The sequence below is a fragment of the Methylosinus sp. H3A genome (assembly GCF_015709455.1).
Classification (GTDB): Bacteria; Pseudomonadota; Alphaproteobacteria; order Rhizobiales; family Beijerinckiaceae; genus Methylosinus.
The window spans coordinates 122,638-145,529 of record NZ_JADNQW010000004.1 but is presented as its reverse complement, the minus strand read 5'-3'; the positions used below and the strand labels follow the sequence as shown (position 1 = coordinate 145,529).

At 58.9% G+C, this 22,892-nt stretch carries 15 protein-coding genes and 3 pseudogenes; 6 read left to right on the top strand and 12 right to left on the bottom strand.

The genetic code is table 11. The features are described from left to right. The coding region (locus tag IY145_RS02770; RefSeq protein WP_196406804.1) for an HAD family hydrolase at nt 1-611 on the bottom strand (611 nt) is incomplete at its 3' end. Nucleotides 612-879: 268 nt separating this feature from the next. Between IY145_RS02770 and IY145_RS02765 the strand changes: the two genes are divergently transcribed. Together IY145_RS02765 and IY145_RS02760 are read left to right on the top strand one after the other, a co-directional pair. Continuing rightward, nucleotides 880-1,074 carry a hypothetical protein gene (locus IY145_RS02765; RefSeq protein WP_196406803.1) on the top strand — a complete coding sequence of 65 codons (195 nt, stop codon included), beginning with the start codon at nt 880-882 and terminating at the stop codon, nt 1,072-1,074. Nucleotides 1,075-1,204: 130 nt separating this feature from the next. Next, nucleotides 1,205-1,648: a transposase gene (locus IY145_RS02760; RefSeq protein WP_196406817.1), complete on the top strand. Its 444-nt coding sequence runs from the start codon at nt 1,205-1,207 to the stop codon at nt 1,646-1,648. Nucleotides 1,649-1,875: 227 nt separating this feature from the next. Here IY145_RS02760 and IY145_RS02755 read toward each other — a convergent pair whose 3' ends face one another. Further along, nucleotides 1,876-3,252 (bottom strand): multicopper oxidase family protein, encoded by a 1,377-nt coding sequence (locus IY145_RS02755; protein WP_196406802.1) that lies wholly within the window; start codon nt 3,250-3,252, stop codon nt 1,876-1,878. A gap of 21 nt (nt 3,253-3,273) precedes the next feature. Continuing rightward, nucleotides 3,274-4,635 (bottom strand): TolC family protein, encoded by a 1,362-nt coding sequence (locus tag IY145_RS02750; RefSeq protein WP_196406801.1) that lies wholly within the window; start codon nt 4,633-4,635, stop codon nt 3,274-3,276. A gap of 760 nt (nt 4,636-5,395) precedes the next feature. Between IY145_RS02750 and IY145_RS02745 the strand changes: the two are divergent. Next, nucleotides 5,396-5,646, top strand: a pseudogene (locus IY145_RS02745) (DUF2905 family protein). Between the two features lie 126 nt (nt 5,647-5,772). Here the strand turns inward: IY145_RS02745 and IY145_RS02740 are convergent. After that, a pseudogene (locus IY145_RS02740) lies at nt 5,773-6,432 on the bottom strand (IS6 family transposase). A gap of 280 nt (nt 6,433-6,712) precedes the next feature. Here IY145_RS02740 and IY145_RS02735 point away from each other — a divergent pair. Next, nucleotides 6,713-6,841: pseudogene (locus IY145_RS02735) on the top strand (IS5/IS1182 family transposase); the annotation flags it as partial. Nucleotides 6,842-7,614: 773 nt separating this feature from the next. On the opposite strand, the gene IY145_RS02730 reads toward IY145_RS02735, so the two are convergent. Continuing rightward, entirely contained in the window at nt 7,615-7,905 is a 291-nt protein-coding gene (locus IY145_RS02730) for a hypothetical protein (RefSeq protein WP_196406800.1), read from the bottom strand. 17 nt (nt 7,906-7,922) lie between these two features. On the opposite strand from IY145_RS02730, the gene IY145_RS02725 reads away from it, so the two are divergent. Both IY145_RS02725 and IY145_RS02720 read left to right on the top strand, forming a co-directional pair. Then, nucleotides 7,923-9,731, top strand: a complete 1,809-nt coding sequence (locus IY145_RS02725; RefSeq protein ID WP_196406799.1) for an ABC transporter ATP-binding protein — start codon at nt 7,923-7,925, stop codon at nt 9,729-9,731. Then, nucleotides 9,728-11,581 (top strand): ABC transporter ATP-binding protein, encoded by a 1,854-nt coding sequence (locus tag IY145_RS02720; protein ID WP_196406798.1) that lies wholly within the window; start codon nt 9,728-9,730, stop codon nt 11,579-11,581. Before IY145_RS02725 ends, IY145_RS02720 begins: the two co-directional genes overlap by 4 nt. 45 nt (nt 11,582-11,626) lie before the next feature. Here the strand turns inward: IY145_RS02720 and IY145_RS02715 are convergent, their stop codons facing one another. The 7 genes from IY145_RS02715 to IY145_RS02685 form a co-directional block, all read right to left on the bottom strand. Continuing rightward, a complete protein-coding gene (locus IY145_RS02715; RefSeq protein WP_196406797.1) occupies nt 11,627-12,976 on the bottom strand; it encodes an LLM class flavin-dependent oxidoreductase in 1,350 nt (449 codons plus the stop codon). 474 nt (nt 12,977-13,450) lie between these two features. Then, on the bottom strand, nt 13,451-15,160 hold the full coding sequence (locus IY145_RS02710) for an ABC transporter ATP-binding protein (protein ID WP_196406796.1): 1,710 nt from the start codon (nt 15,158-15,160) through the stop codon (nt 13,451-13,453). Continuing rightward, complete coding sequence (locus IY145_RS02705; protein ID WP_196406795.1) at nt 15,157-15,945, bottom strand: ABC transporter permease; 789 nt, start codon at nt 15,943-15,945, stop codon at nt 15,157-15,159. The genes IY145_RS02710 and IY145_RS02705 overlap by 4 nt, the downstream gene beginning before the upstream one ends. Before the next feature lie 26 nt (nt 15,946-15,971). Continuing rightward, a complete protein-coding gene (locus IY145_RS02700) occupies nt 15,972-16,901 on the bottom strand; it encodes an ABC transporter permease (protein ID WP_196406794.1) in 930 nt (309 codons plus the stop codon). Further along, nucleotides 16,898-18,415: an ABC transporter substrate-binding protein gene (locus tag IY145_RS02695; protein WP_210332601.1), complete on the bottom strand. Its 1,518-nt coding sequence runs from the start codon at nt 18,413-18,415 to the stop codon at nt 16,898-16,900. Before IY145_RS02695 ends, IY145_RS02700 begins: the two co-directional genes overlap by 4 nt. A 367-nt stretch (nt 18,416-18,782) precedes the next feature. Next, the gene (locus IY145_RS02690) at nt 18,783-21,236 is read right to left on the bottom strand and encodes a TonB-dependent receptor (RefSeq protein WP_196406792.1); all 2,454 of its coding nucleotides are present in this window, start codon (nt 21,234-21,236) and stop codon (nt 18,783-18,785) included. 287 nt (nt 21,237-21,523) lie between these two features. After that, nucleotides 21,524-22,879: an NtaA/DmoA family FMN-dependent monooxygenase gene (locus IY145_RS02685; RefSeq protein WP_196406791.1), complete on the bottom strand. Its 1,356-nt coding sequence runs from the start codon at nt 22,877-22,879 to the stop codon at nt 21,524-21,526. Nucleotides 22,880-22,892 lie beyond the last annotated feature (13 nt).

Sequence of the window (22,892 nt, the reverse complement as noted above, 5' to 3'; positions counted from 1 at the left end):
TCCCCGACATAGAGCACGGCATCGCGCTCCGCTTCAATGTCGACGCCGTAGCTCGTAGCTAGGACGCGACGTGTCATGGCGAGCTTGTCATAGCCGCCGAGCCACCCCAGCACCCACAGATTATTGTCCGTCACATCGGCTCCGGCGGCGCGTATCGCGGAAGAGATTGCGGCGCGCGCATCAGCGTCTTCTGGCCGCGCGAAGGCGATGCTCGTCAACCGGAAGGGCTGATCCTCGGCGAAAGTGGCGCCGGGAATGGCGGCAAGAACATATTGCGCGATCTCTGCGAGGCGGTCCGACACGGCGGGCCGTTCATCCGCACCGTGCCAGAAGGTGCGCACGACACCGCGGTCTTCAGCCCGCTCGAAAAAGAATCCGCCGTTCTCGCCGATGACGCCATCCACCGGCCACATGCGGGCCATCTGATCGCACCACCCGGCGGGCGCCGCGGTAACAGGGATCACCTTCACGCCCGCTCTCTGAAGGCGTTCGAGCGCATCATACGTGCGTGCGCCGAGTCGGCCCCGAAAGGTGAGGGTCTCATCCATGTCGGTCAGGACAAAGCGGACGCTGCGAAATGCCGAGATGTCGGCTTCGGCTAAAGGCCTCATAGCTTTCTCCAGTCTGGCCCAACAAAAAGGCCGGTTTCGCAGGCTCTTCGAGAGCCCCGCGGCTAAGACCTTCAGCTTCGGCACGGGAGCAATGATCTCAGAGCCGCCTCGGTCCCGTGAACCAATTCTACGCTCTAGCAGCATAAGTATCGAGAGCCCAGCTGTCGCGCGTCTCGTCCTCTCGCGAGATTTGCGACAGAACGCACAATTTCATATCGTTCGGCAGCAGGGCTATCATCACGTATTGCGTATAACCAAAGGAGTTCGAATGTCGAACGATAAGGAAATGGTGGGCGCGCTCGCGGAGCGAAAAACGTCGCTGCTCGAGGAACTGCACATCGTGCAGGAGGTCATCAGTAGGATCAAAGCCCGCTCCGACGCAGACGCAGCATGGGTTGCTAAGCTCGAAGAATGGCATGCAGATCTGCTCGCATTAATCGAGAGCATCCCGAAACCGGAATAGAGTCCTATTCATGACGGCGCTGTTCAAAGGCTGGCGAGCGTAGCATAGGTCGCTGAAATGACGTAGGATTCGGTTGTTAATGCCAACCCTTTCCGCTTCCACCGGCCAGCCGCGCTCGCCATGACGGACGATACGTTTTCCGTCTTCTCCTTTCCAGCCGTCACAGGGCAAGAAAGTCACAGCTGCTTTCAATGGCGGACGCATCTCCTCGGAGGGCGGCGTCACGCTGCTCGCTATCGTCGAGCGCCGGATCGGCATCGCCGAACGGCTGGCGCGCTGCTTTCCCGATCGCCGTCATCCCGCACGCAGCACCCACACGCTCGCCGATAGGATCCGCGCCCGCATCTTCGCGATCAGCTGCGCCTATGGGGACGCCAACGATCGACTTTCTGCGCTCCACCCCGGCGTTCAAGCTTGCCTGCGGACGCGCGCCATAGCCCGCGATCTTTGCTGGCAACCGACGCTGCCGGGGCTCGAGAACGCGCCCGCTCTGCGCAACGTGATCCGCGATGCAACGCCTTCGTGCGGATCACTCTATCGAAGAGCTGGAAGCAGGTTGGATCCTGGAAGATAATCTCGCCATGCGTAAGCCGATAGAAATGTTCGGTGGTAAGATGTACAAGACCCATCGCGTTTACGAAATGCGCCTTAATCTGCGGCGGAAAGCGGTGGCGCTTCTAGCTGATCGGGGGCTCGCTCATCCAATCCGTATCGCCCAGAATTGCCTACACAGAAGTTAACCTGACATCGCCCTCGCCACGTCTCCAGCGGCGTGGTCCCACTCTAAATATTATTCTCCGTTCAATGATGCTCGTGATGGTCTTGGCCGGAAGGCCTCGCCGCAGGAGTTTTCGTGCTCTTCATTCCTTCATGCCGCGACGCATCTGCCGGTCGACCGTCGACGTCGTGAGCCACGGTTCCTTCCGGAAACTTGTACGGACCCGGATCCTTATAGTCGTTGCGCGCCAGTCCCTCTCGGATTTTCATGAGCGTGAACATGCCGCCCATTTCGATAGGCCCGAATTGGCCCGTTCCGGTCATCATGGGAAGCGCATTATCCGGCCCAGGCATGTGCATCGACGCCATGTCGCCCATCCCTGACGAGCCCATGGGCATGTAATCCGGAACCAGTTTGGTAATCGCTTTGACAACTCTGGGGCTCTGTTTCGCTCCGATGAAAGTTCTCAAATCATGGCCCATCGCATTCATCGTGTGATGCGACTTGTGGCAATGCAGAGCCCAGTCGCCCGGGTTGTCTGCGACGAGTTCGAAGGCGCGAGTCGTTCCGACAGGGACGTCGACAGTCGCTTCGGGCCTTTGAGCAGACGGAGGAATCCAGCCCCCATCCGTGCCGGTGATGTAAAAATGGTGGCCATGCAGGTGAATCGGATGATTAGTCATGCTGAGATTGCCCATCCGCACGCGCACCCGATCGTTCAAGCGCACGACGAGCGGATCGATGCCGGGAAAGACCCGGTTGTTGAATGTCCACATATTGAAGTTCGTCATCTCCACGACCTTGGGCACATAGGTCCCCGGATCGACGTCATAGGCGCCGAGCATGAACACGAAATCGCGATCGACCCTATGCCGCTCGGGATCGCGCGGATGCACGACGATCATTCCCATCAAGCCCATCGCCATCTGCACCATTTCGTCCGAATGCGTGTGGTACATGAAGGTCCCGCTTGTCTTCAGCTCGAATTCATAGACGAAGGTCTTGCCCGGCGGAATGTGAGGCTGCGTGACGCCGGCCACGCCGTCCATGCCGTTCGGCAACAAGATTCCATGCCAATGGACCGAGGTCGGTTCCGGCAGCTTGTTCGTCACGAAAATGCGGATTTTATCGCCTTCGACAGCCTCTATGGTCGGACCCGGCGATTGGCCGTTATAGCCCCAAAGATGCACGTTCATCCCGGGCGCGAACTCGCGCACGACCGCTTCCGCGACGAGATGGAACTCTTTGACGTCCTCCTTCATGCGCCATGGCAAGCTCCACCCGTTCAATGTCACGACGGGTTGATATTGGGGGCCATTCGAAGGGTAGAGCGGAGGCTGTGTCTCCGCGCTCGTCGCATAATGGGCCTCCGGAATGCTCGCCGCCTGCGCGCGGCCGCTCAGGGCGGCGACGCTCACAAATCCAGCCGCGGCGCCGATGAAGTTCCTTCGAGACATCATTGTTTGTCTCCCCCTCATGCGTCACTGGCCGAACGCGTCCATCCGCGATACGGACGCCTCTTCGACTCGTGTTTCGACGCCGCCGATGACCGCGGCCCGAAGATCGGCATTGGCGAGCCAGAAATCGCGTTTGGCTTCGATCGCCGCGATATTCGCCATTATCCTCTGGCGCACCTCGGCGAGCAGCGGGAAGACGTCGATCAGCATCGCATTGTAGCGCCGCAGGCTCTCATCCGTGATGATTTTGCGCAGCGGCAAAATCTCGCGCTGATAATGATTCGCTACGTCCCATGCGGAGCGATAGGTTTGATACGCCAAGCGCGCTTCCGACCGAACGTCGACGGCCTTCGCCGCGAGGCGGTTGAACGCCTGCATAAAGTTCTGCTCCGCCTCGCGCGTGCGCGCCTCGCCAAAGTCGAAAATCGGAATTTCGATCGTGGCGCCGGGGCCAAAAACCCTGAATCGAACACGCTCGGTGTCGATCGTCCCGTCGCTCGAAACTCTGGTGACGATTTCCCGAGTATTCTTGTAGATGCCGGACAATTGGAAGACATTGACGAAGCGGGTCGCTTCGACGAGCCCGTACGACTTTGCGAGTGCGTCGAGGTCTACGCCTGCCATGAAGAGATCGGGGCGACGCGCCACCGCTTCCTGCTCGATCATGGGCACACTGTTTGGACGAGAGGGCGGTACCGGCAAGGAGCCGGGAAGTTTGAAATCGAGATCGGCGCCCCACAGGCCCAGCGACCGGATCAGCTGCTCGCGCTCCACGATCGCGCGCTGGCGAGCCTTTGCGAGTTGAGCAGTAAGATCGGCGTAGAATACTTGCTCGCGCGCCTGATCGAGCTTGTTCATCGCGCCGGTTTCGCCCATGGCTCTGGCGAGCTGCGCGGCCGATTCGGCCGTCGAATTCGCTCTGGCGAGAAAAGCGACGAGCTCCTGCGCCGCGACGGCGCGATAATAGTCTTTGCGCGCTCGGGTCGCGAGCCGGAGCGTTTCCTCGGCGGCGCGCAGCTGCGCCTGATGAAATCGATCTGCAGCGATCTCCGCCCGCGCCGGCAAAGTCGCCAATGCGAGAATATCGGCGGCGATAATCGCCTCGAGCTCCAATTTCAGCGGTCCGGCGATCCGCGAAATGGAAAAGCTCGGGTTTGGCGGAAGGATCGCTTTCACCATCGCCGCTTCCGCAGAACCCAATGCATTATACGCCGCTTGGAGGCCGCGATTCTCGAGCAGGGCGATCTGCACCGCCGAGTCGGCGGTCAGCGCTCGCGAGAGCAGAAGCTCGACACGAGCCCGAGCTGACGCGGCGTCGTCCGGCGTGCGGATCGCGAGCACATCTTTTTCGAGCGCGCTGCCAGCGACGCTCGCGACAATGCTCATGCCGCCGTCATCCGAAAAACCGACGCAAGCAGAGAGCGTTTACCCCGGCGCGCAGCCTCTGGCAGCTCCGCCACCGTCGTAGCGTCCGGGGAAAGCACGGGAGTTGCTTCAATGCTCATGCTCCGAACCGCCATGACGCGCTTGCTCCGATGATCGGGCCAGTTGCGCATTCTGCTCTTTCCAGGAGCCCGGCTGGACCGGTCGTTGGCTGACGTACGAACCGATGGTGGATCGATAATGTGTTGCGGGCGCAGGCGCTCCGACGTCGAACGGTTCAGGGGTAACAAACGGCGGCAGAATGGGCGAGCAGCCATGAACTGTTCCAACGATCAACGAAACAGCGCCGAGCTTCTCGAGGACGCAGATAAGGAATAAATTTCGTGGCCACGGCTTAGCGGCGGAAGTCTGTGCGCGCCACGACATTGAGAGGCCTCGGTCGCAAGGGATTCTTACGCTGGCCACCGAATCACTTCGAAAAACGTTAACTCGCTCATGCGGGGAAAAGCTATTAGTTGCTTCACGCTCCCTCGGACGGCGCGTCGGCAGGCGCGCTCTGAAGAACCGTGTCATGCAGGGTATAGCGATTGGCTCGTTCGTCGTGACCTTCTTTTTTGATACGCCGTTTCCTCGCATCGCTATCACGCCGGTGGCTCCGGATATTTCGTCCGCGGGTGGCAAGCATTCGTCAGTGGCGACGAGCATAGTCTGAAAAGCGCCCACCATGGCCCGAACGTGCCCGGCGATGCCATGATGGGTTGAAATGCCGAAGCTTCTGATCGGCGCCGGAATCGTTTCGATCGTGGTGGGGCTCGTGTGGCTCGTCGAGCAGTTCGGCCTCAGCCGCCTGCCCGGCGAGTCGAACACGGCGACTTCCGCCTCTATATTCCCATTACGACCTCGCTGATCGTCAGCCTCGCGCTGAGCGTCGCATTCTGGTTTGTCAATCGATCTGGTTTGTCAATCGATGGCCTGCCGTTCCGAATGCGGCGATCTCCGCCCCATTGTCTCTGAAGGGTTCTCCGATGGCCCATGAGCACGCACACCACCACTGGGATGAGGAGCGCGCGCCTGCGCCTGCGGGGGTTGCGGTGCAATTATTGCCGATAGCTACGCGATGGGTCCGGCAGTTCGTTAGGATCAAGCAGCGAGCACCGCACTCCAGATTTCGGGCGCAGTCGTCCCGGCGGCTCTAAATCTGCTCAGCGCGAATTGACCCTTCCTGATGCGATGCATGAGTTCGACGCCGGCGATCGTGATCGCCGCATGGCGGAATCGCTTGAACCCGAGCATCGGCCCCAAACGAAGCTTGATGGATCGGTGATCCTGTTCAATGAGGTTATTCAGGTATTTCGATGATCGAATTCGAGTCCGTACGCCGCCTCGATGCTGTGCGAGAAGTTCACGCGCCGCCCGATGTGACGCCTGATATCCGTCGAGAGTGATTTTGCGCGGCGGCCGTCCGTGGCGCGCGAACGCACGACGGAAAAACGCTTTGGCGGCGCCGACATCTCGCTTCGCGCGCAGCAAAAAATCCACTGTCTTTCCCGCCTTATCGACGGCGCGGTAGAGATAGACCTAGTGGCCCTTGATTTTGACGTAGGTCTCATCGACGCGCCACGATCCGCCGACTTGGCGCGCGAAACGATTCCATCGCTTTTCAAATTCCGGAACGTAGCGCTGAACCCAGCGCATGATGGTCGTATGGGCAACCGACAAGCCGCGCTCCGCCATCATTTCCACGAGGTCTCGGAAGCTGAGCTTGTATCGCAGATACCAGCGCACACAGAGAACGATGATTTCGCGGTCGAAATGGCGTCCTTTGAAAAGATCGTTCCACGCTCAGCATGCCCATAACCCCAGAGTCCGGTTCCGCCCTCCGACGGATTATGTCCCGCTCACGCCGTTCGCACCAGAACCATCAGGCCAACGACGGACCCCGCCACTGCACGAAATCACCCGGGCGGGATCATTCCGTTACAGGGGGGCGAGATCATCTCGTAATCGGGGGGCGCCATCATTCCGTTATGGGGGGCGCCTTCATCTCGTTTTAGGGGGGCGCCTTCAGTCGGAATCACCAATCAAGACCATCGCGGGGCAGGAGCAGACCAAATTCAGAGGCCGCGAGCGGGTCGGCTGGGCATTCACCTTCGCGGCCGCCGCCCACAATCTGGTGCGGCTGCGAAAACTGATGGCGGCGCCGACATGAGCACGCCCACCGGCTGCAAGCTCATCGATTGCTGGCGGATCTCCGACGAACGGCTGCGCAGGCAGCGCGCGCCGGCAGAGCAGACCGGATCGCCGCCGGCGAAATCGGATTGATCGACAGTGGTACTCGATCCAGCGTGCAACAAGACGTGATCCGTTTAAATTGACAAAATGCATCGACTTGATGTCAATGCTCCGAGCGTCGATCTCTCTTCGTTGATCGGCGGGTTCGGGGTCTTCGCGGCCCAAGACACGGCAGTGCGACGCAAAACGTGCTGCAACCGCGGCCGAGTACGCATCTTGTGGTTGAAACATCGAAGTGAGACATCTCGTGGCGACGCCCCGACAACTGCATATCAACGTCAATGTTCTTCGTTGCAGCAGTCATCAAGGATCCTGGCGCGCGCTCGACGTGCGACCGACCAGATATATCACCGAGGTAAGCAAGGGGCCGTTGCGAGCGCCCCGCTCGCCACATGGCGGACCGCTTCTTGTCCAGGCCGGTGGCACCGAAAGCGGGCACAATCTCGCAGCGCGCTATGCGGACGCTGTTTTCTCCGTCGCACAGGCGACGCGGCCACCCCGGACCAACTCGCAGGCTGGCTGCGGGTCGGCCCAGCCGACCTTGATCTCGACAAGCCGGCTCCGGAACACGTTCTCACCAAGGTTACGCAGTGGCACATGTCGGTCGGCTTCGCACAGGCCATGATTTCCCTATTCCTTGATTTCCCGATTGAAGGATCGATACGTCTCCGATCGCGACACACTGTGCAACTAGGCGTCGGACATCGTCACGTTGTCGGCATGCCCGAGCAGTTCGCAGATGCGATCGACCTTCGGTCCACAAAGGGCGCGGCGGACGGATCCAATATCATCTACGATGTTTATGCGTCGAGGTTTCAAAGCTTCGTCAATCACGTAATCCCAATACTGGAACAACGTAGAGTGTTCGGCAAAGAATACGGGGACAAGACCCTGCGAAGGCGCTGTGGCTTGATACGACGCCCCAGCATCCACGAGCAGAAGCAGAAACGCCGCTCGATCGCATGACACATTTTCACGCATTTTCCCGAACATCGTCGGTGGCGGCCGCCGAAGCTTCATCCTCACGAATAGACGACTATCGCGACATGTCCACTCCCTCTATATGGCAGTCCTTAAAAAGACTCGGGCCGTTTTTCTGGCCCTATCGACGTCGATGGGGCTTCGCGCTCGCGTCGCTCGTTTCCGCGCATGTCGTTGAAGCGAGCTTTCCTCTCTTGCTGAAAGAGGGCGTGAACAGAATCTCGAACGAGCGATTCGATCTGACAATCCCGCTGATCGGCATTCTCGGGGTAGCAACCCTGCGCTACGCGGCCATTAGCTTTGGGAGAAGACGGAACGCTCTCGTGAGCGTCGATCTTGCCCGCGATCTGCGTTCGGAAGCTTTTGGCCATCTGCAAAGGCAAGGAGCGGAATTTTTCGCGACCTTCTCTCTCGGCGATCTGATGGCGCGCGCCACCAACGACATCGAATCGATCCGGCTTTTTTTTCGCGTCGCTCTTCAGCAACTTCTCGCCGTGGTCGCCGTCGTGACGATCGCGCCATTGTTCATGTTCGTTCAATCTCCGTTGCTGACGTGCTTAGTCCTGGCGGCAATGTCGGTCGTCGGCGCGCTATCCTGGGCTCTCGCCATATCCATTCGCAAGACGACGTCGGCTGTTTCGGCCCAGTTCGGCTCCCTGACAGATGAAGCGAGTCGAAGCTTTTCCGGGATCCGAACCATTCAGGCGCACGCGCTCGAGGACTCGCAGATCGCCCACTTCTCCATAGGAGCGACCTCTTATGCGATCGCCAACGTCGAAACGATGCGTTTGCGGGCGCAATTCGATTCCCTCATGACGGCAAGCGCCGGCGTGACAACTTTGCTCGTCGTCGGCGTGGGCGGCTCGCAAGTTCAAAGCGGAGAATTAACGCTTGGAGCCCTGACGGCATTTCTTCTCTACTCAGGCCTCATGCTCGGAGTTCTAAAGAGCAGCGGCAATGCGTTTTTTGCGCTGATGAAAGCATCGGCGGCCTGCGTTAGACTGTTTGAAATTCTGGATCGACTGCCGGAAATTGTCGATTCCGGCGAGACCGACGAGAATTTCGAGATCAAAGGCGGCATCGTCCTCGAGAATTTGACATACCGCTATCCCAATGGTCACCTTGCGCTTCGAGATATTTCGGCGACGATCGCGCCGGGAGAGTTCATCGTGATCGTTGGCCGGGTTGGCGACGGTAAGACCACCCTTTTGCGTCTCCTCGCGCGTCAGCTCGAACCGACGGGGGGCTCGATCTCCCTCGACGGATTCGATCTTCGACAAATTTCGTTGAAGCGTCTGCGCCAGGAGCTGACGTTTGTCAGACAGGATCCGTTTTTGTTTTCGACTTCATTCGCAGAGAATATTTCCTACGACATCCCAAACCGCGCGGAGGAGTCCGTATGGACGGCGGCGCGCGCAGCCGCGCTTGAAGAGACGATACGTCGCGGAGCCAAGGGGCTACAAACATCCGTCGGCGAAAAGGGCCTGACCCTATCCGGGGGGCAGAAGCAGCGAACCAGCCTGGCGCGCGGCATCATTCGTGGAACATCAGTCTTGTTCCTTGACGACTGCTTCTCGGCGCTCGACACGCAAACCGAAACACGCATTCTATCTCGGATAAGAGCCCTCAGACAGGGTGCGACAACGATCATTGTCACGCATCGCATTTCGACCGCTCGTCTCGCGGATCGCATCTTTGTCTTGGAGCGCGGTCGCCTGGCGGAAGCCGGCACCCACGACGAACTAAGGTCCAGTGGCTGTCTTTACGCGGAACAGCTGCGGCAACAAGAAGCCCGACCCGCGCCGGCCAACGGAGACGTCGAATGAACCCCTCCGTCAATATCCTCGCCGACACGCGCTCGCGCGCCAACCACGCGTCCGGAGCCCGCAAGCGACAGTCGACCGTCGCGCGGCTATGGCCCTGGATAAGACCTTTCAAACCTATCCTTATGAAAGGAGCGGTTTGCGCGTTGGTTAGCGCTTCCGCGGCCATTCTCGCGCCGGTCGTTGTTGGGCAGGTCATCGTTGATCGCATTTTGCTGGCGCAGCGTGCCACCCAGTCACCCGATTTCGGCCAGCAGGCGGCGACCGATTGGCTCGCCGCGGCATCGAACGCTCCGCCATTGTTTGCCGCCTGCGCGCTCGCAACTTTCTGGACTATCCTTGCTGTCGTATGCGGAAACATTTCCCAGCGTCTATTCGCGGAAGCGACCTATATGAGTCTTGGCCGCCTGCGGATCGCGTTGTTCGAGCGTGTCGAGCAGTTCCCGGCGTCCTATTTCGATCGCACGTCGATCGGACATGTGCTGACCAGGGTGATGGGCGACGTCGAGAGTCTGAGCGATCTTCTGACGGGTCTCGCCACGCTTGCCGGCGTTTTCGCGCCGCTCGTTATCGCAACGACTGTCATGCTTGGAGTCGATGCTCGCATGACCGCGCAACTCACGCCCATTGTCCTTTTGGCGGGACTCGCGAACTTTACCTTCAGACGCTTGACTGGCCGCCTCTATCACGACATGCGCGATATGTTGTCCCAACTCAACGCATATTTGCACGAAAACATTTCTGGAATCGAGATTGTTCAGTCGTCCGGCCGAGAGGAAATCAACTACGGTCACTTCGTCGCCCTCGCGGACAAGTCGAACATTTTCGAAGGCAGGGCGGCTCGGATCGAAACGAGCTATTATCCCTTCGTAGACAGCCTCTCCTATCTCTCGATGGGTCTAATTTTGTGGATCGGCGCGGAGCATGTCGCGACGGGTTCGTCGACATTAGGGTCGATTATTCTGTTCGTTCAATTCGGAGACATGCTGTTTCGTCCAATCGTGGCTTTCGCGGATCAGGCGAATAATTTGTTCCGAGCGCGGGCGGCATGTGAAAGGATATTCCAGCTGCTGGACCACGATGAGTCGTTGCGGTGTCCAGAAGTGTTCTCGCCCTTGCCGAGTTCTGTTCGTGGAAAGATCGAATTCAGGAATCTCTCTTTCCGATACCCGAGTGGCGCGGAAGTTCTCTCGCAAATCGACCTCACTGTGAATCCAGGTGAGAACATCGCCATCGTCGGTCCGACGGGCTCGGGAAAAACGACTCTATCGCGGCTCGTCTGCCGTTTCTATGATGTGCCGGACGGCTCGCTGTTCATCGACGACGTCGACATCATGCTGGTTGCTCCGTCCGACATTCGCCGACGCGTCGGGATCGTCTTTCAGGACTTTCACATTTTTGCGGGGACTGTTTACGAGAACATAGCTCTCGGCGACGAAAGTATCACTCTAGAGAAAGCGATGGCCGCCGCAAAGGCGGCCTGCGCCTTGCCGTTCGTGCGGGCGCTACCCCTAGGTTTCGACACCGTTCTCGGCGATCGCGGACATGATCTCTCGCAGGGTCAGCGGCAACTTCTCGCGCTCGCGCGAGTGATCGCGCGCGATCCGGAGATCTTGATTCTCGACGAGGCCACGGCGAACATCGATTTGGAGACGGAGGCGATTGTGCAGCGGGCCCTAGCAAAACTCAAGGAGGATCGGACGACGATCGTTATCGCGCATCGCTTGAGAACGATCCGTGAAGCGGACCGTATCGTCGTCCTGGACCGCGGCCGCATCATCGAGACGGGAACGCACGAGCGACTGGTCGCTGCGGATGGTCTGTATAAGAAGCTCTATGATCTGCAGAGGTGAATGGATGCCGGCTCCTTGCGCCGGCCTCCCTCCAAATCAAGAGGCTCAACCTGATTTCGCCAGCGCCACGTCATATCTGCCCTGGGGCCGGGCGAGGCCATAGTGCCCGCGAAGCGTTTTGCTTGTGTACTCCGTGCGGAACAGCCCCCGCCGCTGCAGCACAGGCACGACGTGGTCGACAAAAGCGGAAAGACCGGTTGGATAGACGTCGCAGAAGATATTGAAACCATCAGCGGCGCCCTCGTTGAACCACTCCTCCAGCGAATCCGCGATCTGTTCGGGAGATCCGACGATGCGGCGGTGTCCGGCGCCCTTATCGAGCACCTGCCTCAGCGTCAGCGATCTATCTCTCAGCAGCGACAACGCAGCGTCGGCGAACCCGCGCGATTGATGTTGCGGGTTCTCGAGATTACCGATACGCTCAATAGGAACTGGGCTGTCGAGATCGAGGTCGTCGGGATCAATGCCGAATCGCTTTGCGAATTGCTGGAGCGCTCTGGAACTGTCTAAGCCGGCGATTTCGTCGAGCTCGTTCTTTCGCTGGATCGCCTCCGTCTCCGTTCCGCCGATGATCAACGAGACCCCGGGAAGGATCGCGATTGTGTCCGGATCGCGGCCAAATCGCCGCGCCCGCTCCTTGATGTCGGCGTAAAAGGCACGCCCCTCTCCAAGCACCTGCAAGGCGGCGAAAATAGCTTCCGCATAGCGCGCAGCGAAGTCGCGGCCTTGCTCTGAGCCTCCCGCCTGCACCAGCAACGGACGGCCCTGCGGCGAGCGAGGGATCTGAAGCGGTCCCGCGACGGAAAAATCCTTGCCGACATGATTGATCTTGTGAATGCGTGACGCGTCGGCGAAGACACCTTTCTTGCGATCGCCGATCAGCGCCCCGTCCTCCCAGCTGTCCCACAGGGCAGTCGCGACATCCACGAATTCAGCGGCGCGCCGATATCTGTCATCGTGGACTGGCAGCTTGTCCAGGCCAAAATTCTGCGCGGCGTTCTCGGCCATGGTCGTCACGAGATTGAGGCCGATGCGTCCACGGGTGACATGGTCAAGCGACGCGAATGTGCGGGCGACATTGTAGGGATGGCTGAAAGACGTCGACACCGTCGCGATAAATCCGATGTGTTCGGTGACGGCCGCCATGGACGCCACTGTCACCACGGGGTCGATGACGCCGAACCCCGGCCCCTCCCCGATATTCGGGCCGATCGACACCTGATCGGCCAGGAAGACCGCGTCGAGAAGGCCGCGCTCGGCGATCCGAGCGACTTCGTGATAATGCGCGACGTCTAGATGGCCGAAGGGGCGCCCCTCTGGCGATCGCCAGGCGCCAGGATGCGAACCTGGATTGATCACATTCGCAACGTTGATATGCAGTAGCCGCCGACCCATCACGCCTCTCCCCTTTAATTCAAGAAACCGGCCACGTCTCGGCGCGACCGCTTGCTCGCGTTATCCCTCTCACGCCTATATATTGAATATGATTTAGTTAGCCGAGACTGCAACAAAAGCTGCGATTTATGGCTTATATAATACTATAAGTGCTATAGCACCGATAGAAATTAGGTCAATGTTTTTGTTGCTCGACGCCTTGATTGCGCCAAACGGATTTCACGGATTCATCGATCGCGCCAAACCACGCGAACACGCCCAAATGCCGATAGAAGACGGTGTTTGCGAAGGGCGCTCTCCTGTCGTTTGGCACAGCCTTACGCGCTCTTCGCAAAACCTGGGCGTTTTTCAGTCTCGGCGGCTCCGACGAGACACACGCGGATTGCGCCCGCCAAACTTGGCTTGGATGCCGAAGTCAAATCCTCCGCCCAAATCACGGTTCACGATATTATGCGCGTCTCAGGTGGTGGAAAATCACTGAAGCTCGCACTCTTCCATGGCTTTGTTGCCAACACGATAGACGCGCGCTGCGCGCCCCTCCAACTCAGATGCCGTCGGTTCGTCAAGGGCCGCCCGCGCTGGCGCGTCATGCGTCGCGACGAGGGCCGGAATGGCATCGAGCAATGCGCGCGTATAGTCATGCCGAGGATGCCGGAATACACTGACCACGTCGCCAGATTCGACAACCCGCCCATCCTTCATCACCAAGACGTGGTCGCTCATGCGCTGGATGATACCGAGGTCGTGGGAAATAAACAGGTACGCGATGCCCAACCTGGCTTTCAAATCGGTGAGCAGATCGAGGATCTGCGCTTGCACGGACACATCGAGCGCGGACACGGGTTCATCGCAGATGATCACCTCCGGGTTTGGCGCAAGAGCGCGGGCTATCGCGACGCGCTGGCGCTGTCCGCCGGAGAGTTCGATGGGGCGCCGGGTTAGAAGACAGGCGTCCAGCCGCACCAGTTCGAGCAATTCCACCGCTCGGCTACGGCGCTCCTTGCCCGCGCTATAGCCGGCGACTGCCAAGGCCTCGCTTATCACCTTTTCGACGGTGTAACGGGGATCGAAGGAACTCAGCGGATCTTGAAACACGACCTGAACTCGTCGCCTCTCCGTCTGCTTTTCCCTGGTGGTGAAGTTACGCCAGTCTCGACCGCGCAGCAGCACTTCGCCGGCATCCTGCTGGTCCAGCCCTAAAATGATCCGTGTGAGGGTCGTTTTCCCCGATCCAGACTCGCCGACTACGCCCAGAGTTTCTCCAGACAGCAGGGAAAAAGACACGTCCGACACGACAGTGCGCTGCTTGTGATCCACCCCCACGAAGCTTTTCGTCAAGCCTCGCGCTTCAATCACAGGCTTTTCTCCGCCTGCCGACGCCGGTCGACTCGCCACGGGAGCCCTTGCATGCACGGATGACGAGGCGGCAAGCAGCTTCTTCGTGTAGGGATGACGGGGGTCGCCCAAAACCGCCTCGCTTGGGCCTTGCTCAACGATTTCGCCATTCCACATGACGGCGATCCGATCCGCCAGGCGAGCCGCGACAGCCAAATCGTGGCTAACGATCAACAGCCCTGTCTTTGGCGTGCGAAAGGCCTGTAATAGATCCAGTACCTGAGCCTGCACCAAGGCGTCGAGCGCCGTCGTCGGCTCGTCAGCGAGCAGCAATTCCGGGCCGCAGGCGATGGCGGAAGCGATCAGCGCGCGCTGACGCAGGCCGCCGGACAATTGGTGCGGGTATTGGCGCGCCCGCAGTTCCGGTTCGGGAACGCCGACGGATTGCAACAATTCGATGACCCGTTCATGTCGTCCCGCGCGAGACAGATCGCGGTGCAGCCGCAACGCTTCGTCGATTTCGCGCCCTACCGGACGCAGCGGATCGAGCGAACCAAGGGCGTCCTGCAGAATGAACCCGATCCGCCCTCCGCGAACCCGACGCCAGGTCGCGCCGCTAAAGGCGCGGATATCCTCGCCGCCAAATCGGAGCCGCTCCGCTGCGGATTCGGCGCCCGCCCCAACGAGTCCGACCAAGCTGCGGAGGGTGACGCTCTTGCCGGAGCCCGATTCCCCGATAAGCGCCAGGCTTTCTCCGCGATCGAGCGTGAAGGACACGTTCGTCACAGCCGGCTTCGAATGCCGGGCGAACCGAACCGTCAATTTCTCGACATCGACAAGATGGGTCATGCGCCCCGCCCCTCGGAGCGGCGGATCAGCGAGCGCCCCAAAATGGTGACGGAAAGAACCGTCAATGTGATGGTGACGGCCGGCGTGGCGGTCAGCCACCATGCCGTCATGATGTATTCACGGCCAACGGCCAGCATGGCTCCCCAATCTGGCGCAGGTGGCGGCGCCCCCAGACCCAGATAACTAAGAGCCGCCGCGGCGGATATCTTCCAGCCGACCTCTATGGGCAGGATCACAAGCACCGGGCCGATGGAATTGGGGAGCACATGGCGCAAGGACACCAACCAGGACGGAATGCCGAGTGTGCGGGCGGCCTCGACAAATGGGGCATTACGGATCACCAGCACTTGCGCGCGCACCTGTCTCGCTCCTCGAGGCACACCCGCGACGCCTAAAGCTAGTAGCAGATTGAGCACGCTGTTGCCCCAAAAGCTCACGATCAGCAGCACCAGCAAAATTTCGGGAAAGGATTGAAGGATATCGACGAATCGCATCACCGCATTGTCGATCACGCGATGACTGAGGCCCGCGAGCAGACCTAGGACGATGCCCAGTGACACGGTGAGGATAGCGGCGCTCAGCCCGAGAAACAGGGACGAGCGGGCGCCGTAGACAATGCGTGTCGCCACGTCGCGGCCGTTCTCGTCCGTTCCGAACAGATGCTCCGCGCCGGGTGGGGAGAATGCGTGACGTGGATTTGTCGCGAAAGGATCGCCTGTTGCCAGCCATTCAGGGAAGCCGGCAGCGACGACCAGAAAGAGAATGAACAGAACGGCGAGCGCCAAGGCGGGATCCGGGAGAGGGCGCTTCATTAACGTTCGACTCGCGGATCGATCAAGACATAGATGAAGTCGACGATGATATTGATGACGACATTGATCAGCGTCACCAGCAGTGCAAGGCCGAGGACAAGCGGGATATCCTTGTTGCTGGTTGCATCTACCATAAGACGGCCCAGCCCCTGACGGTTGAAAACCGTTTCCACCACGACGGCGCCGGAAAACAACCCGGCGAAGACCATGCTTGTCAGCGTAACCGTCGGGATCAATGCGTGACGCAGCGCATGCCCGGCGCGCACGCCGGTATCGGACAGTCCGCGAGCCAACGCGCTCAGGATAAACGGTTGCTCCAACGTGTGATCGAGCTCCCGTCGCAAGACCTGGCTGACGACCCCGAAAATGGGCAAGGCCAAGGTCACTGTGGGCAGCACCATCGCATTCCAGCCGTGAGCACTCGATACGGAAAACAAATGAAAGTGGAATGAAAACCCAAGCAACAGAAGTAGCCCGATGACGAATGACGGGATCAGAGAGAAGGCGAACTCTGGAAACGATGCCGCCAGCGTCAGCCAGTCGCCGCGCTTGGCCGTAGTCAACGAAACGATCAAGGACAGCGTCACCCCGACAATGGTTGCCAAAAGGGCGAGAGTCGCTGTCGCGCCTATCTGCTGGCCAATCAGCAATGTGACCGGAACGTGCAACCGGAACGATTCACCTAGGTCGCCGCGAACCAATCTCGAGATGTAGAGGTAGTATTGCTGGTATAAAGGCTTATCCAGCCCATACTCCGTTCGGACCTGCTGCAAGACAGCCGGTGTCGGCAGCGCATCGGGACCGCCTAGGATCATCGTAGCGGCGTCGCCAGGAGTGACGTTGATCGCGATAAAGATCAGAGTCGCCGTTCCCCACAGCACCACGAGGCCGGCAAGTAGTCTCGACGTCAGTCTCTTCAAGACTCTCATGGGGCGGGTTGCCGAAGCCAGATGGTTTCAAAGATCGGGGTCTCATGCGACGTATCAAAGATGACGCCTTGCACGCGTCGATGATACCCTACCATCGAGTAGAAGTCATAGACCGGCACGCCTGGCGCTAGATCGATCAACCTAGCCTGCGCCTGACTATAAAGCGATTTGAGGTTTTCGGGATCGCTGGCGTGCCTAGCGCTGGAGAGCAAATCGTCCAGCGCCGGATCGTCCAGACGCGCGGTATTCTGTCCGCCGCGGTTCTGGTTCGGAATTTGACTGCTGTGGTAATTTATATAAAGCGCGTCGGGCGTGTTGGTATGCCAAACGCCTGCCGTGATGGCCTGATAATTGCCGGTGGCGCGACGCTGCGTCATGACTGCCGCCGGAACTTGGACAAGCCTCAGGTTGAAGCCCACCTTTTTCAAGTCCGCCTGAATTTCAGTGACGAGCGGTGAGGAAGACGTACCCAAAGTTTGCGAGACAACGAGATCCGCTTGGAGCCGTTGTCCGTTTCGAGTGCGATAGCCCTCCGCGTCGCGTCCAGTCCAACCCGCTTCATCGAATAAGCGATTTGCCTCACCGGGATCATAGCGCAAGCCCTTCTCGAAGGACGGGTCGAAATATGGCGTGTTCTCCGCGAGGAAATTAGCGATCGGCTTGTATTCGCCGAAACCTGCGATGTGGACGATGCCTTCTCGGTCGATCGCGTGCGCTGTGGCCTTGCGAAGCCTGACATCGTCGAAGGGAAACTGCTTGGTGTTAAAAGCTATGGCCCTGGATGGGCACCCCATGCGCACGCGATTTTCCAATACTAGATTAGGGGCAGCGCGAACGGCGGTCGCGCTTTGAGGTGGAAGATCGATGGAGAAATCATACTCGCCAGAAGCCAGCGAATAATAGCGGATCGCCGCGTCCGACACGAATTCGATCTCGATCCGGTCCAGATAGGCGGGACCCTGATGTCCCATCAGCGGAGGAGACCATTGGTAATCGGGTCGCTTGACCAGCACCATGCCCCGCTGCTTCGCATAGCTTTCCAGCACGAACGGGCCCGACCCAACGGGCGCCTCCCCCAAGGTCTTTGGACGTTCCTTGATTGCCTTGGGCGATTCCATCGCCAGCCATGATTGCGCCAGGACGCTCAGAAACGGAGTGTAAGGCTCTCGCAGCTTTGCCTCGAAGACATACTCGCTCACGATGCGCCCGGTGTCATAGGGCGCGATATAGCCGCCAGCGAGCGGAGATTTCGTCGCCGGGTCGCGCATATGGTCAAGGTTAATCGCCACGGCTTCGGCGTTGAATTTCGCGCCGTCGCTGAAGGTGACATCGTCGCGCAGGTAAAAAGTATAGGTCTTGCCGTCGGGCGAAATAGTCCAAGACTTAGCTAGCCATGGCGTCGGCTGGCCCGTTTCGTTCAAGTAAACGAGATTGTCGTAAAGAATGCGGCCGAGCCATTGCGCATTGGCGGCCGAGATCGCATGAAGATCGAGGCTTCCTGTATCCGATGCCACGGAGATCCTCAGCGTTCCGCCGGATATTCCGACTTGCGACTCTCGATAGTCCGCGGAGGGGTAGGTCAGCGCCCGGCTGTTCGCGTCCGCAGCTTCTACCCTTGCGACGCCCCCTAGCACCAAAATGACTGCGGAAACGATCCTAGTTCCACGATCACAAATTGTCATTTGAGTTCCGCGAGGTTTAACTTGCCCCAACGACTATCGCAAAGCGCAAGCGCCTCCTGTCTAAAGGTCGGGCTGCCATGCCCAAAACCTCTCAGACAGGAGGTCAATCACGCGACGTCGCCGCTATCGCCGCGATAGCGGCTTCGTTCAATCATCGGTGTCGTCGTGGCTTCGACAGCGACGTGTTTCAGTGGCGCGTTCAGAAGGTAACTGCGAGAGCGACGCCTCCCATGATGGGATCGCCGACCGTGCCGCCGATAAGGCCGCCGCTGAGGAGATTGCCCTGAAGATTGGTGAAATAGCGCTTGTCCAGCGCGTTATGCACCCATCCGGTGAGCTTCCACTTTTCATCGTCGGTCTTCACGCCCAAGTTGAAGTTGAGCAGGCCATATGGATTGATTTGAGCATAAACGGAGTCCGTCGCATCGGAATAGTACCGGCTCTGCCAGTTGAAATCGACGCCAACGAATCCGATCGACGCGCGTTCGAGGTAGGGAATATCGAAGCCGAGCGGATGGCTGTATAGAGCGCCCGAGGACATCGTCCATCGGGACGTGATCGGAAGGCGCTTTCCGTTGAAATTGCAATTTCGCAGACCCGCGCTCGCCAGATTGGTCAATTCGAGAGGGCATGGAGAATTCTCGAATGACTGGAAGAATGCGTCGGTGAAGACAGCAGAGCCATAGACTTCGAGACCATCGATCGGCTTTGCGCGCACATCGACTTCGACGCCTCTCGAAATGACACGTTTCGCATTTGCGAGATAACTCACGGAAGCGCCGCCAGCGTTGATCTGCGTCACGTTGGTTATGTAGTTGAAGTTGATCTGATCGAAAACGGCCGCGTTTACGAGCAGCCGATTATCGAGGAACGTGCTCTTGAGTCCGACTTCGAAATTGTGGCTCTCTTCAGGCTTGATCGTCGTCGACGCTCCAGAGGGGAGATACGACGTCGAAACATTCGGACCGCCGGGCCGCGCTCCGTGGGAATAGGTTGCGTAGACGCCTATGTCCGGCGTGACCTTGTAGGTCGCGGAAAGGAAGCCAGACCAGAGTCCTTGATCGGTGTTCGCGGTGTAATAGTAATATGCGGGTCCGAGCAGGTTAGATCTTAGCGTCGCGGCTGTCGCCTGTTGTGCCACTGTCAGTCCACTGTAGGACGGTCCATAGGTTTGTCCGAGAGCTACGCCTGTTTTACCCGTATAGGAGAAGCGCACGCCGGCGTTGATGTCGATCTCGGGCGCCGCGTGCCACGTCCCTTGAACATAAGGAGCGATCTGCGTCGAGGTGACATGAACATATGTATCACGCCCAGCGCCGCTCAACGCCGCATTCGCCACAGCGAGTGGCTGCGTCGGCTGGAACCAAGCCCCAGCCTTCGTTCCATAGGAGGAAAGGCCCCAGCTCAGAAAGTCCTCCCAATAGAAGAACAATCCTCCGGCAACTTCGACCGGTTCGCCCGCCTGCGACGAGATTTTCGTGTCGTGCTGAACCGCCTTCACGGATGGGTGGCCGTGCGAAGCCGTGTTCGTGTCGACATTGATCGTCTGGTTGTTCAGCCAATAAGGGTGATAGTCGAATCCTCGCAACGACGTCAGCGACGATATGTTGAAGTCGTCACCGCTGTAATCCACCTGAGAGCTTATGCCGTAGCTCTCAGTGCGTTCCGTGGGCGTCGCCGTGACGAGATCTACATTATAGTTGTTGAATTGCTGTAACACGCCTAGGGTCTGAAGGGGCGAATAGCCTACCGCCGCCGCGCGCGTCAGGAAGTTCGGCGCGAACGCTGCGCCATTTGCATAATTTGTAAAAAGCCCGTTGCCGAGTTTCACGCAGCACTTCGTATCGATGTGCGACCAGTCGCCAATGAAACGAACAGACAGATCGTTGGTAGGCTGCAGCAGCAATTGCGCTCTCGCCCCTTTGGTATGAATATCCTGATAATCGACGCCTCCACTCGAGCCGCTGCTGGTGCCCTGGATATAACCGTCGCGATCTTTGCCGAACACGGCGATTCGAAAGGCCGCCCAATCGCTGTCGAAGAGCGGCCCCGTGGCGCTGGCCTTCAGCTGCACAGCGTTATAGGTTCCGTAGGAAATTTCGACCTTTTGTTGCGGCGTGAAGGACGGAGCCGCAGTCCGAATGTAGAGGCGTCCGGCAACATCATCATATCCGCCGAGCGTCGCAGAAGGGCCTTTGTACACCTGAACGCTATCGAGATCGGGAATGTCTGTCGTCCATGAGCCCGGGCGAGGGAGATATACCCCGTCCACATAAATTCCTACGCCATTAAAAACGGGCACTAATTGACTAGAAGAAGAATTGCCGAGCCCTCTTATATTGTAACTCAAATTCTGAACATTGTTCCATCTCAGCGACAGGCTCGGCACGAGCTTCCGAATGCCCTCGACATTGGTGATCTGCGCGTTCTCTATCTGACTGGAGGTGATGACGGCCGCCGAGCGCGGGGCTTCTTGGAGCGCAGTCGCTTGCTTCTCTGATTTCTCCGAGAGCGTCGGATTTTCCGAACCGACTCTGACGTCCTCGACTGTTGCGGAGGCGCGCGGGACTTCAGAGGTTTGACCGAACGCAGGACTCACGCTCAGCGCGACCAGCATTGCTTCCAACGACACCCAACCGCTTCGGAACTTCATTTCCACTGCTCCCGACAGATATTGCGTACATAGTCTATCAGGTATATATGCTTTCACAACGAAATTGTTACGATATTGCCGTCATTTGGCCGTTTAAATCGACATCCTGAATAGGCATTGACCGTTTTGGTGGCATGATCGAACGCCCTTTCGCGCACGACGACGAAGGTTGCGAATTTGCAACTTCGCAAAGGACGAGGAGGAGGATCTGACCGACAGCTCGACGAGTTCTCGAGGAATTCGTGATTTCTCGCTATTGCGGCAATCGCTGCCTCGATTGCCTATCTTCAACTCGCCGCTGCTTCGATGCGCTGGGAATAGCCTTCGAACGCGCTTTTCGGTCGAGCGGCGCCGAAGTGCTCCCGGAGAGTGCGGCCTTCATATTCATTCCGATAGAGACCGCGTCGCTGAAGAATCGGAACGACGTGATCGACGAACGCCGAAAGGCCGGTGGGCGCGATGTCGACCATAATATTGAAGCCGTCGGCCGCGCCAGAGACGAACCACTCCTCGAAATCGGCTGCAATTTGCTCAGGCGATCCGATGAGCGTGCGATGCCCGAGGCCTCCGCCCTGCTCCAATATCTGCCGAACGGTTCGCGTTCGATCGAGCGCGACGGAGCGAAGGGCATCGGCAAAGCCGACCGATTGGTGCGATCCACGAAATGAATAGTCGATCAGATCGACTGGCAGGGGTTTGTCGAGATCGAGATCACCGACTGAGACTCCAAGTCTCGCGGCCAGCCTCTCGAGCCCTCGATCACCATCGAGTTCATCGAGTTCCCTTTTACGTCTCCTCGCCTCTTCTTCCGTTCCTCCTATAAAGAGAACGACCCCGGGAAGGATGATCAGCGAATCGAGATCGCGCCCATATCCGGAAGCTCGGATCTTCAAGTCGCGGTAATAGGCTTGCGCCTCGCTCAGGTACTGAGTTGCGCTGAACACCGCTTCTGCGTATCTGGCCGCGAGATCCCGCCCCTGTTCCGATCCACCCGCCTGCACGAGCAGGGGCCGGCCTTGGGGTGACCTCGGAACCTGGAGTGGTCCAGACACCGAAAAATACTGTCCCGAATGATTGATTGCGTGGATACGGTTCTTGTCTGCGAACACGCCCGTCTCAACGTCGCCAATGAGAGCGTCATCCTCCCAACTATCCCAGAGCGCGATCAGAACTTCCGCGAATTCGGCTGCGCGGGCGTAACGTTCGCTCGGAGACGGCAGTGTCTTTTCGCCGAAGTTGCGCGCGGCGGCGTCAGCCATTGTCGTGACGAGATTGAGTCCGATGCGTCCTCGGGTCACATGATCGAGCGTAGCGAATGTCCGCGCGATATTGTAGGGATGCGTGTAGGAAGTGGTTTGGGTTGCGATGAATCCGATGTGCTCGGTCACGGCAGACAGATGCGCGACTGTCACGACCGGGTCCAGCAGCCCCCAACCTGGCCCGCTCGATGGATCCTGCGAAAGAGAGACCTGATCGGGAAGAAACACCGCATTCAACAGCCCGCGCTCCGCGACGAGCGCCACTTGCTTGAAATGCTCGATATCGAACGACCCAAAGCGATTGGCATCGGGAGACCGCCATGCTGCCGGATGCGATCCTGGGGTCGACGCATTGACGTTAACGTGAAGGTATCGTCGGCTCATGATCGTCTCCGAT